Origin of the sequence: Agrobacterium sp. ST15.16.055 (genome assembly GCF_027956555.1) — a bacterium.
GTDB classification, from domain to species: Bacteria; Pseudomonadota; Alphaproteobacteria; order Rhizobiales; family Rhizobiaceae; genus Agrobacterium; species Agrobacterium salinitolerans.
Map to the genome: position 1 here is coordinate 522,244 of NZ_JAQKGN010000001.1, position 12,660 is coordinate 534,903.

At 59.2% G+C, this 12,660-nt stretch carries 8 protein-coding genes; 7 read left to right on the forward strand and 1 reads right to left on the reverse strand.

Features of this window, described 5'->3' with window-relative positions:
- The first annotated feature begins 74 nt into the window (after positions 1–74).
- The gene (locus PL599_RS02410) at positions 75–1,151 is read left to right on the forward strand and encodes an Ldh family oxidoreductase (RefSeq protein WP_269824108.1); all 1,077 of its coding nucleotides are present in this window, start codon (positions 75–77) and stop codon (positions 1,149–1,151) included.
- Between the two features lie 42 nt (positions 1,152–1,193).
- Here PL599_RS02410 and PL599_RS02415 read toward each other — a convergent pair whose 3' ends face one another.
- A complete protein-coding gene (locus PL599_RS02415; protein WP_269824107.1) occupies positions 1,194–3,188 on the reverse strand; it encodes a putative bifunctional diguanylate cyclase/phosphodiesterase in 1,995 nt (664 codons plus the stop codon).
- A 316-nt stretch (positions 3,189–3,504) separates the two neighbouring features.
- Between PL599_RS02415 and PL599_RS02420 the strand changes: the two genes are divergently transcribed.
- The 6 genes from PL599_RS02420 (at position 3,505) to PL599_RS02445 (ending at position 12,486) form a co-directional block, all read left to right on the forward strand.
- Positions 3,505–4,551 (forward strand): class I SAM-dependent methyltransferase, encoded by a 1,047-nt coding sequence (locus PL599_RS02420; protein WP_162520321.1) that lies wholly within the window; start codon positions 3,505–3,507, stop codon positions 4,549–4,551.
- A 92-nt stretch (positions 4,552–4,643) separates the two neighbouring features.
- Positions 4,644–5,468 carry a bifunctional allantoicase/(S)-ureidoglycine aminohydrolase gene (locus PL599_RS02425; protein WP_137411701.1) on the forward strand — a complete coding sequence of 275 codons (825 nt, stop codon included), beginning with the start codon at positions 4,644–4,646 and terminating at the stop codon, positions 5,466–5,468.
- 168 nt (positions 5,469–5,636) lie between these two features.
- The gene (locus PL599_RS02430) at positions 5,637–7,142 is read left to right on the forward strand and encodes a sensor domain-containing diguanylate cyclase (RefSeq protein ID WP_269824106.1); all 1,506 of its coding nucleotides are present in this window, start codon (positions 5,637–5,639) and stop codon (positions 7,140–7,142) included.
- Positions 7,143–7,403: 261 nt separating this feature from the next.
- On the forward strand, positions 7,404–8,597 hold the full coding sequence (locus tag PL599_RS02435) for an efflux RND transporter periplasmic adaptor subunit (protein ID WP_416172489.1): 1,194 nt from the start codon (positions 7,404–7,406) through the stop codon (positions 8,595–8,597).
- A gap of 12 nt (positions 8,598–8,609) precedes the next feature.
- A complete protein-coding gene (locus PL599_RS02440) occupies positions 8,610–11,744 on the forward strand; it encodes an efflux RND transporter permease subunit (RefSeq protein ID WP_269824104.1) in 3,135 nt (1,044 codons plus the stop codon).
- A gap of 118 nt (positions 11,745–11,862) precedes the next feature.
- Positions 11,863–12,486, forward strand: a complete 624-nt coding sequence (locus PL599_RS02445) for a TetR family transcriptional regulator (protein WP_077984252.1) — start codon at positions 11,863–11,865, stop codon at positions 12,484–12,486.
- Positions 12,487–12,660 lie beyond the last annotated feature (174 nt).

The window sequence follows — 12,660 nt, forward strand, 5'->3', positions numbered from 1 at the left end:
CGATATTCGATTGCAAAAACGCGCCCCGTGAATAGCTTGTGCGGCATGGATTCTGGAATTGGGAGGATTCCCTTATGGCGCACAGCAATGAAAAAGCCAACGTCCTGGCGAGGCTGGATGAGCTGGAGCGGTTTTGCCGCGCCGTTTTCCTGGCCGCCGGCACCGATGAGGAAACGGCCGATGCGGCGACGCGCGCCATGATGCACGGCACAAGGCTCGGTGTGGACAGCCACGGCGTCCGCCTGCTCGCCCATTATATTACCGCGCTCGAAGGTGGACGTCTCAATCGGCGGCCGCAGATCCGCCGCGTTTCGGGCTTCGGTGCGGTGGAGACGATCGACGCCGACCATGCCCATGGCGCCCGCGCCACCTATGCGGCGATGGACAGCGCCATGGCGCTCGCGGAAAAATTCGGCATTGGCGCGGTGGCGATCCGTAACTCATCGCATTTCGGCCCCGCCGGCGCTTATGCGCTGGAAGCGGCGCGGCAGGGTTATATCGGCCTCACCTTTTGCAATTCCGACAGTTTCGTGCGCCTGCATGATGGCGCAATGCGTTTCCACGGCACCAACCCCATTGCCATTGGTGTGCCGGCAGCGGACGGCATGCCCTGGCTGCTGGATATGGCGACGAGTGCCGTGCCCTATAACCGCGTTCTGCTTTACCGTAGCCTCGGCCAGCAATTGCCGCAAGGCGTCGCTTCGGATGGCGACGGCGTCGATACGCGCGATCCCAATGCGGCCGAGATGCTTGCCCCTGTAGGCGGTGAGTTCGGGTTCAAAGGCGCGGCGCTTGCAGGAATGGTCGAGATTTTCAGTGCTGTTCTCTCCGGCATGAAGCTCAGTTTCGATCTCGCTCCCATGGGCGGGCCGGATTTTTCAACGCCGCGCGGGCTCGGAGCCTTTGTTCTGGCACTGAAGCCGGAGGCCTTCCTGGAGCGCGACGTGTTCGACGAGGGCATGAAACGTTATCTCGAGGTCCTGCGCGGATCCCCTGTGCGGGAAGACTGCAAGGTCATGGCGCCGGGTGACCGGGAGTGGGCGGTGGCGGCAAGGCGGGAGAGGGAAGGCGCCCCTGTCGATCCCGTCACACGGGCGGCCTTTTCAGAACTTGCGGAAAAATTCTTGCTCAGCCTGCCCGCCTATCATTAAAGCGGCCAGTACATGAGGGCAGTCTGCGCTGACATCGCTGGATCAGGCGGGGCGCAGCAGCATGTTGGGGCGCGGATAGGGCGCCGCCGCCGCGCTCAGCCTCTCGGCCCCGACCGGACGCCCAATATAATAACCCTGCGCGTAGTCGATCTCCATCTGCCGCACGAGCCTCAGCTGTTCCTCGGTCTCCACGCCTTCGATCAGGATCTTGTGGCCGCGATTGCGGATAAGGCGGATCATGTCCTGCAGCATCGCGCGTCCGCGCGGGGCCTTGCTGTCGTGCAGGAAGGAGCGGTCGATCTTGACGGTATCGAAATCCGTCATGCGCAGCCAGGAGAGCCCGGCAAAACCGGTCCCGAAATCATCAAGCCAGATATTGATACCAAGCGTTTTCAGGTCGTTCAGACACCGTAGCACGTCTGAGTGCATTTCCATGTCGACGCCTTCGGTGATTTCGAAGGCGAGCCTGTTGCCGGCAATGCCGGCCTCCACGAGAATGGCGGCCACCGAGGTTGCGAATCCGGGATTCTTCAATTGCATCGGCGAGACGTTGACGCTGACGACGGCCACCGTGTCATCGGCCAGTATCTGTTTGCAAACCGTCTTGATGGTCCACAGGCCAAGTTCCATGATCGTGCCGGTACGTTCGGCAATCGGAATGAAGACGCCAGGCGCGACGGGAGTGCCATCCAGCAGGCGGAGCCGCATCAGCGCCTCTACCCCTGCCGTCTCGTTGGTCGAAACGTTGAGAATAGGCTGATAGACGAGGGAAACGAGATTTTCCGCGACGGCGATTTTCAGCAGAGCGGCAATATTCTCGGTCTCGTCGCTGGTCTGCGGATCGTTCGGATCGAACAGCTTCATGCAGTTGCGGCCATTGCCCTTGGCTATATAGAGCGCGCGGTCGGCTTCATTGATAATCTTTTCCAATTTGCCGTCCGGATTGGGACGGGTGAACGACGCACCGATGCTGACGGTGACGATGAAGGTGCCATCGCGGCGCTGGTCATGCGGGAGCGACAGACTTTCAACTGTGTGGCGGATCGTCTCGGCAAGCTCACCCACCTGCTGCCTGGTCTTGAACGGCGCCAGCACGATGAATTCTTCGCCGCCATAGCGGCCGATGGAAGCGCCGTGTTCGGTGATCGCATCCTGCAGGGCGTTGCCCACCGTCACCAGGCACTTGTCGCCTTCCTGATGGCCGTAACGGTCGTTGTATTTCTTGAAGAAGTCGACGTCGATGAGGAAAACGGCAAAGCCTTCTTCCTTCCTGATCCAATTTTCCCACAGAAGGCGCAGATGGTGGTCGATGGCGCGGCGGTTCTGCAGGCCCGTCAGGGAATCGGTATTGGAAAGCCGCAACAGCGCCTGGCCACGCTCGTCCGCCGCCTTTTGCTGGGCCTTCGCCTCCAGTGCGTTGACGAACACATGGTAGCGTTCCCGGTTCAGGTTCCAGTTCACGTAAGAGGTGAAGACGAAGCAGGAAATGTAGAAGGTGCCGAAGGCGATCTTGTAGAAGCCATCTTCGGGAAACTGCATAGCCGCCACAAAATAGGAGACGAGAATAATACCTGAAGACACCAGTGACAGATGGAAGCGGAAGGTGAAAAACAGATTGGCGCCCATCATGAATATCGCCCCGAAAACCATGTAATAGGACATGTTTTCAGTATTGTCGGTCAACAGCGAAGGGAGCAGCCAACCGATATATCCCATGACGAGAGCCGTGGCGCAGGTGAGATCGAGCGCGGCAGTACTTGCACCCTTGCGCAGCTGGATTTCCAGCGTCAGCAGGGATGACAGGACGACGGCGAAGCGTGCAAGAATGGTATAGGACGCAACGTCGGGTATGAGAATGATGTCGGTTGCGGCAAATAGCAGATAGATTAAAACAGCGGTCCACAGGCCCCGGCGGATCGAACCACGGCGGCTGCGTTCACCTTCCTGCTGGTAAAGGGCAAGAAGTTTATCAGAAAACCGGGAGTCCGGCCGCCGATAGTCTTGCTGTCCACTCACCTCTCCCAATGTGTGCTTCATGCACTTTCCCATAGTGTTGCGTATACTTTATTAAGTAACTGCTTATTCCACTTTTCCGTGTGCTTCCGCACCCGTTGCGGGTTCCCGTCGATCTCTGCCGATGCGTGCGGAGAACATGGAAAGGAAGAACGCATTATACGTTCGCAACATTAAGTTTCACTAAATCGCGTATCTGCTTTCTCCCGTCCTCACGAGTGTGACCAAAAAAATACGCTAATTTACTAATGTATCCCTACACCGCTCAAAAATCGAAAGCGAGTGGCCATCCGCCTCCCAGAAACGTATAGTTAACAATGTGTTAATACTGGAGGCTGAAGTGGTGCGGGTAAAGAAAAAAAATCTTGACGGGGCAAGTCTGATCACCCCGGATACTGTCGCAAAGGAGATTTTTGCGCGCAGAACGGAAACATTCGATGAGCAGTTCGCAGTTGCGAAAGCAGAGGTGGCGCTCATTCTCGAATTGGCACAACAGCAATTCGACAATCGTGTTTCAGCACGTGAGATAATACATAGAATAGCAGGTGCACTTCATCTCCTGCGTGATAAGCTCCACTCCAGCGTGTGGGCTGAACTGATACCGCTGGTACAGAATCACCCCGTTTCGCACCGTTTTCTGGAAGACCCGTTCACGCGTTGGTCCTTCGAAAAGCCGCGTGGCTATTCGGGCGACGCGCAGTTGCTGGATTTCATTTATGGCCACGACAGCGTTGCGGAACTGGTGAAAAAGGCCACGCCGCTCGGTGCGGCCCTTTACGACTACACGAAGGACGCCAGTTCCTCGGTCGCCGTGCGCGAGCGGCGCGATTTGCTGACGCGGTTCGTTGACGAGGCCGCAGCCCGGCATGGCGATGAGACGGAAATCCTCACCATCGCTTCCGGCCATCTGCGCGAGGCGGATGCCTCCGTGGCGCTGAAAGAGGGCCGGATCAAGCGCTGGGTGGCGCTCGATCAGGATCCCTTGAGCGTCGGTTCCGTCGCCCGTGATTTCAACGGCAGCTGCATTGAGGCGATCGATGGTTCCGTGCGTGATATCGTGCTGCGCACGCAGGAACTAGGCACTTTCGACCTGATCTATGCGGCCGGTCTTTACGATTATCTGAACGACCGCGTGGCGATCAAACTCACGCGGCGCTGCATGGAGATGCTGAAACCCGGCGGCATGTTCCTCTTCGCCAATTTCTCGGAAGACATCGTCGTCGACGGTTACATGGAAACCTTCATGAACTGGGCGCTGCTGTTGCGCTCCAAGGCGGATATGTGGCGAATCGTCAATGCCAGCGCCGATCCTGCGAGCATCGAGGCGGAGGTGTTTTTCGGTGAGAACCACAATATCGTCTACGCGACAATGCGGAAGAAGGTGTGATGTCCTTCGGACCGATCTCTGTTTGCCAATAACTATTTGATTAAACGCCGGCGCGGCCTTAAGAATCCGCGCCGAATGCGTTGCTGAATGGAATGGCTGAAATGAAGAGATATTATTCGGATATGGGTGGTCTGCCGGGACAGACGGAACTTCTGTCGAGCAAGGCGGTGTTCAAGACCGCCTATGCGGTCATTCCCAAAACCGTCATGTCCGATATCGTAACAAGCGTTCTGCCGCACTGGACCGGCACTCGCGCGTGGATCATCGCCCGGCCGATGACGGGTTTTTCCGAAACCTTCGCGCAATATATCGTCGAGGTGCAGCCGGGCGGCGGTAGTGAGCGGCCGGAACCGGACGCGCGGGCTGAAGCCGCGATCTTCGTCGTTGACGGCGAAATGACCGTGGAATTCGAGGGCGTGCAGCACGCGCTGCGGGAGGGCTCATTCGCCTTCCTGCCTGCCGGTTCCCGCTGGCGGCTTCGCAATTCGGGCAAGGCGCCGGTCAAGTTCCATTGGGTCCGCAAGGCGTTTCAGGCGGTTGACGGGCTGGAGCTTCCGCCGGCGATCTTTTCGCATGAAGACGAGATCGCCCTGTCGGCCATGCCTGACACGGAAGGCAAATGGGCAACGACCCGTTTCATCGATCCGGAAGATGTGCGCTATGATATGCATCTCAACATCGTTACCTTCGAGCCGGGCGCGACCATTCCCTTCATGGAAACCCATGTGATGGAACATGGTCTTTATGTCCTGGAAGGCAAGGCCGTCTACCGGCTGAACGAGGACTGGGTAGAAGTTGAGGCGGGTGACTTCATGTGGCTGCGCGCCTATTGCCCGCAGGCCTGTTATGCGGGTGGACCGGGCCGGTTCCGTTACCTGCTCTACAAGGATGTGAACCGCCACGTGAAGCTCTGGTAACGGGCATCATAGTCACAAAGCTCAGGAATTATCGCCCAATCTGACGGTTTGCGCGATAAATGCTTGCGTTAAATCGAATATCCCTAATAAATCCGGAGATGCGGGCGGCCATTGCTGCCCCGCACCCTTTCGGCCTTCATCCGCATTTACCTCAAGAAGAATGCCCGCATGAGTGAGACGACCGATACCAGCATCTTCAATCTTGCGCCCGTGGCGATGTGGATAGAAGATTTCAGCGAGGTGAAAAGCCAGTTCGATATCTGGCGGTCTCAGGGCGTGGAGGATGTCAGGGCGTTTCTTCTCGAAGATTTATCAAGGGTAGCGGCCTGTTCGCAGAAAATCCGTGTGATTAAGGTCAACCCCAGGACGCTGGAGCTGTTCGAGGCCCGTGATCAGGCGCATCTCGTTGACAATCTGCACCGGATTTTTCGTGACGACATGCTGGAAAGCCATGTGAACGAGCTTTCCGAACTCTGGGCGGGCAAGACGGAGTTCACCAGCAACGCGGTCAATTATTCAATCGGCGGCAAGCGACTGGATATTCAGCTGCGCGGCGCGGTCATTCCCGGCCACGAAGAAACACTCGGGCGGCTGCTTTTGACCACCGAGGATGTGACGGAGCGGGAGGAAGCACGCCGCAAGGAGCTTCTCAACCGTCGTTATGCCGAAGGTATGTTCAAACACTCACCCGTTTCCCTGTGGGTGGAAGATTTCAGCCGGGTGCGGCGATTGATCGAGGAGGTCAGGGACCGCGGCATCGTCGATTTCCGCGTGTTCATGGATGTGCATCCCGAATTCGTGCGGCAATGCATGAGCGAAATCCGCGTCATCGACGTCAACCGCGCGACGCTTGACCTGTTCTGCGCGCCGGACCGGCAGGTCCTGTTGCAGCGGCTAGGCGATATTTTCCGTGGCGAGATGGAAAAGCCGTTCCGGGAACAGCTGATGGAGCTTTGGAACGGCAATCTCACCCACCATCGCGAGGTGGTGAATTATGCGCTTGATGGCTCGGAGCGGCACGTTCTCCTGCATTTTTCCGTTTTTCCGGGCCATGAGCACGACTGGTCGCTGGTGCAGGTGGCGCTGACGGATATTACCGCGCGCAAGAAGGCGGAAGCCTACCTCGAGTATCTCGGCAAGCACGATGTGCTGACCAAGCTGCACAACCGCGCTTTCTATTCGGACGAGCTGAACCGGCTGGAGCGCAGCGCGCTCAGGCCGGTTTCCGCCATCGTCATCGATCTCAACGGCCTGAAGGATGCCAATGACAAGCTCGGCCACGATGCCGGCGACGCGTTGCTGCGGCGGGTGGGCGAGGTGCTGAACGGTGTGGTGACTGCGCCGAACCATGCCGCGCGCATCGGCGGTGACGAATTCGCCATCCTTCTCCCCGGCGCCGACAAGCAGGTCGCCGCCGCCATGGTGGAAACCGTCTACGAACTGCTGAAGATCAACAACCAGTTCTATTCCAGCGCGCCGCTAAGCCTCTCGCTGGGTGTGGCGACCAGCGAGGCCGGCGAGACGATGGAATCGCTGGTGCGCCGGGCCGACATGAATATGTACGAGCAGAAGAACGCCTATTATGCGGCATTGCGCAACAGAGCCGCCGACAATAACGACACGACGAAGGGCGGCCCGCAGCCGGAGCCGAACTCGCTGAAACGTCTGTCCTAAGGGCGGAAAGGGTCGCCGCCCTCCCGTTTGCGCTATTTTCGTCAGACGTTGTGGGAGTGTAACCACGCGCAGGTTCCGTGCCGCCATGCGCCACTCGCTTCTCCTCATTTTCTGCAATGCAAATCTCGTTTCCAAGCCGCCTCAAAGGTCTTCACAAGCGCGTGAGAGCACTTTTGCACTGCAGCAATTCTATTGCCGAAATTTTACATACGTATTAGTATGTATGTAAATGTGACCTATTTTATGGATTCGGAGCGCAGTATGGCGAAGAGATTTGGGCAGATCGTAGCGGTGTTGTTGACAGGCATCGTCCTGGTCGGGTGTAGCGACGAGCAGGCGTCCGCGCCCGCCGCCCCGCCGCCCGGTGCGGTCAAGGTCGTGACCGTGAAGCCGGAGGAACTGCCCATCACCAACGAATTGCCGGGACGCATCGCGCCGACGCGGCTTGCCGAAGTACGTCCGCGCGTTTCCGGCATCATCGTCGAGCGGGTGTTCGAGCAGGGCTCGCTGGTGAAGGAAGGCGACGTGCTCTACCGGATCGATCCCGCACCCTTCCAGGTGCGCGTCGATAGCGCCGAAGGCACGCTGCGCCGGGCGCAGGCCGCGCAACTGCAGGCGCGGCAGACGGCTGACCGTCAGCAGCAGCTGCGCCGCTCCAATGTCGGCTCTCAGCAGGAATTCGACAATGCCGTCGCTTTGCTGGCGCAAGCCGATGCCGAAGTGGCGGTGGCGGAGGCCGGCGTTGCGGAAGCAAGGCTCAATCTGCAATATGCCGATGTGAAGGCGCCGATCAGCGGCGTCATCGGCCGGGCGCGCATCACCGAAGGCGCGCTGGTCAGCGCGACCGGTTCTGAAAGCCTGGCGACGATCCAGCAGCTCGATCCGATCTATGCCGATTTTACCCAGCCGGCCGCCGATCTCATTCGCCTGCGCAAGGCGCTGCAAGACGGCCAGCTGATGACCGGCAAGAACGAGGCCGAAGTCAACCTGCTGTTTGATGATGGCAGCCGTTATCCGGTGTCTGGCCGCCTGCTGTTCTCCGAGGCAGCGGTGGATGAAACCACCGGCCAGGTGACGTTGCGCGGCGAATTCCCCAACCCGAACGGCGATCTTTTGCCGGGCATGTATGTTCGCGTCCAGATCCAGCAGGGTATCCAGAAGGCGGCCTTTGCCGTGCCGCAGCAGGCGGTACAGCGGGATGCGGGCGGACAAGCCAGCGTGCTAGTCGTGAATGCCGAAGACACGGTCGAACAGCGGCGCGTGAGCGTCGGACGCTCCATCGGTGATCGCTGGGTGATTTCGGAGGGGCTGAAGGATGGTGACCGTGTGGTTGCCGAAGGTTTCCAGAAAACTGCGCCGGGCGCCAAGGTGAAGCCCGAACCGTGGTCGCCGGAGCCCGATATCGCTGCCGTCGCCGGCAGCGAGGGCACTGTCCCGGCCGCCGCGAAGCAATAAGGACCGATTTCCATGGCACGTTTTTTCATCGATCGGCCCATTTTTGCCTGGGTCGTCGCCATCTTCATCATGCTGGCGGGCCTGCTCGCCATTCCCATGCTGCCGATTGCGCAATATCCGAATGTGGCCCCGCCACAGATTTCGATCGGCACCAACTATCCGGGCGCCTCGCCGGAAGACATCTACCAGAGTGTTACCCGGCCCATCGAGGAAGAGCTAAACGGCGTTCCCGGTCTCATCTACTTTGAGTCGACGTCGGAATCCTCCGGCCGTATTTCGATCAACGTGACGTTCGAGCCCGGCACCAATATCGGTGAAGCGCAGGTGGAAGTGCAAAACCGCATTGCCCGCGTCCAACCCCGTCTGCCGCGCTCTGTGACGCAGCAGGGACTGCGTGTGGAACAGGCCGGCACATCGTTTCTGATGATGGTGGCGCTGACCTCCGTCGACGGCAACACCGATGCCATCGGTCTTGGCGATTATCTCAGCCGCAACGTGCTGGGTGAATTGCGCCGTGTGCCGGGTGTCGGCAGCGCGCAGCTGTTCGCCACCCAGCGCTCCATGCGCATCTGGATGGATCCCGACAAGATGTTGGGTCTCAGCCTGACTTCGGACGATGTCATCAACGCCATTCAGGCGCAGAACTCGCAGGTGGCCGCTGGCCGCATCGGCGCATCGCCGAACCCCGTCGGCCAGCAGATTTCGGCCACCGTCAACGTTCAGGGTCAGTTGACCTCTCCGGAGGAATTCGGTTCCATCGTGTTGCGCGCCAATCCCGATGGCTCATCGGTGCGGCTGCGTGATGTCGCACGTGTCGAAGTGGGTGGAGAGAGCTACAATTTCTCGAGCCGTCTCAACGGCAAGCCCAGTGCCGCCATCGGCGTCCAGCTGTCGCCGACGGCAAATGCCATGCAGACCTCCGAAGGCGTGCGCGCGACGATGGAGGAGTTGTCACGTTATTTCCCGCAGGGCATCGAGTATGAGATACCCTATGATACCAGTCCCTTCGTCAAGATCTCGATCGAGAAGGTCATTCACACGCTGATAGAGGCAATGATCCTCGTCTTTGTGGTGATGTTCGTCTTCCTGCAGAACATCCGCTACACGATCATTCCGACACTGGTGGTGCCCGTGGCGCTGCTGGGCACCTGCGCCGTCATGTATGTCTCGGGGTTCTCGATCAACGTGCTCACCATGTTCGCCATGGTTCTCGCCATCGGCATTCTGGTGGACGACGCTATTGTTGTCGTGGAAAATGTTGAGCGCATCATGGCGGAGGAGCATCTTCCGCCGAAGGAGGCGACCCGCAAGGCCATGGGCCAGATTTCGGGCGCCATCATCGGCATCACGCTGGTGCTGACCGCGGTGTTCGTACCGATGGCCTTTTTCCCCGGAGCCGTTGGCATCATCTACCAGCAGTTCAGTCTGACGATGGTGGTTTCCATCCTGTTTTCGGGCTTCCTGGCACTGTCTCTCACGCCCGCGCTCTGCGCTTCGTTCCTGAAGCCGATCAAGGCAGGGCATCACGAGAAAAAAGGATTTTTTGGCTGGTTCAACCGCAATTTCGATAAGGCGTCGCACAAATACTCCTCGTCGGTGGGGGGTATCATCAAGCGCTCCGGCCGTTTCATGATCATCTATGCGGCGCTGCTTGCCGGTCTCGGTTGGGCCTATATGCAGCTGCCAAGCTCGTTCCTGCCCAACGAGGATCAGGGCTATCTGATCGTCGATATTCAGGCGCCGGCGGAAGCCAGCACCGAGCGCACGCTGCAATCCATCCAGCAGATCGAGAAAATCTTCATGGAAGAGCCGGCGGTGGAGCGCGTCATTGCGATCTCGGGATTCTCCTTCTCCGGCTCCGGCCAGAATGCGGGTCTCGCTTTCGCGACGCTGAAGGACTGGAGCGAACGCGGGCCGGAGGATTCGGCTGCCGCTATCTCCGCCCGGATCAACGGCAAGCTGTGGGGACTTCCAGACGCGATGTCCTTTGCCTTGTCACCGCCGCCCATTCAGGGGCTGGGCAACTCGAGCGGTTTCACCTTCCGTCTTCAGGACAGGTCTGGCGCCGGTCAAACCGCACTCAGCGCGGCGGGCGCCCAGCTCATGGCCGCCGCCCGCCAGAGCCCCATCCTCGCCGGCCTTCGCATCGAAGGCATGCCGGATGCGGCGCAGGTCAATCTCGTCATCGACCGTGAAAAGGCCAATACTTTCGGTGTGACCTTCAGCGACATCAACGCCACCATCTCGGCTAATATGGGGTCGTCCTATGTCAACGACTTCCCCAATGCCGGCCGCATGCAGCGTGTGACGGTGCAGGCGGAACAGGGCCAGCGCATGAAGACCGAGGATCTTTTGAACCTCAACGTCCGCAACGCCAATGGCGGCATGGTGCCGGTCAGCTCATTCGCTTCGGTGGAATGGGTGCGCGGTCCCTCGCAGGTGGTCGGTTATAACGGCTATCCTGCGATCCGTATCAGCGGCCAGTCCGCACCCGGTTACTCCTCCGGCGATGCGATTGCCGAAATGGAGCGTCTGGCGCGTGAATTGCCTGGTGGTTTCGGTTTCGAATGGACCGGCCAGTCGCTGCAGGAAATCCAGTCGGGCTCACAGGCGCCGGCCCTGATCGGCCTCAGCGTGCTGTTCGTCTTCCTGCTGCTGGCCGCGCTTTACGAAAGCTGGTCCATCCCTCTCTCCGTCATGCTGGTGGTGCCGCTCGGCGTCATCGGCTCGGTGGCGGCTGTCATGCTACGCGGCATGCCGAACGACGTCTACTTTCTGGTGGGTCTTGTCGCCATCATTGGTCTCTCGGCCAAGAATGCGATCCTGATCATCGAATTCGCCAAGGATTTGCGGGCGGAAGGAAAATCCACCTATGATGCGACGGTGGAGGCGGCGCATCTGCGCTTCCGGCCGATCCTGATGACCTCGCTTGCCTTCTCGCTCGGTGTGTTGCCGATGGCGATCGCATCTGGTGCCAGTGCGGCGAGCCAGAACGCCATCGGCACCGGTGTTCTCGGCGGCATGATCTCGGCGACGATCCTCGCGATCTTCTTCGTTCCCGTGTTCTTCGTTTTTGTCATGAAGTTTTTCGGGGATCGGAAGAAGGGGGACAAGATTGCTGCTGACGCTGTGTCGCCGGCGGAATAAAACGGATGTGACAGCTGGGCGAAAAGTCACATGAATGCGTTCATTTGGCTGACAGCCCGGCACTGCAAACAAGGTACGGTGCGAAAGCGCCGTGCCGCGACTGGAAGGAGACATCAGCATGCGCCGAACCAAGGCCGAGGCGGAAGAGACGCGTCAGGCGATCCTTGCCGCCGCCGAGCGGGTGTTCTTCAAGAAGGGTGTGGCCAACAGCTCTCTGGATGAGGTGGCGGCTGCGGCCGGCGTCACGCGTGGTGCCATATACTGGCATTTTTCCAGCAAGAGCGATCTCTTTATCGGCCTCTATCAATCGGTGTCCCTGCCGGAATCGGATTTGCTCGATTTCGGCGACCCCGACGTCAAGGGGCTGGCTCTGCTGGCCAAGATCGAGGAAGCCGCCTGCAAATGGCTGACGCTTCTTTCAAAAGATGAACAGCGCCAGCGCATCATGACCATCAGCCTGCGCACCAATTACTCCGATGAGTTCGCTCCGGTGCTGCACGCGCAGGAAGAACTGGATCGGTATCACAAGGATCGGCTCGAGGCCGCTTTCGCACGGGCGCAGGCGGAAGGCGCATTCAACGACAACTGGACGGCGGACTCTGCGCTCGATGCGCTATACTGGCTGCTGAAAGGCATGTGCTCCGACTGGCTGCTGTTCGGCAAGCGTTTCGATCTGGCCAGGGAGGGTGCCGAAGCCGTGCACCGCCTGATGAAGGGTTTCCAGCGCTCCTCCGCATCATGACGGGACTTCCGGGACCTTCTGGTTTGCGGTTCATACGGTCAAATTTGAGTGTATTCTAAAAGACCAGCGAAAATTGCTTTACGTACCTCAAAACGAACGCTAGCTTCTTCTTCGGGCTTTGGGAGGAGTTCGCACATGGTCATTTCAAATAAAATTAAGGGACAAGCGCCGTCC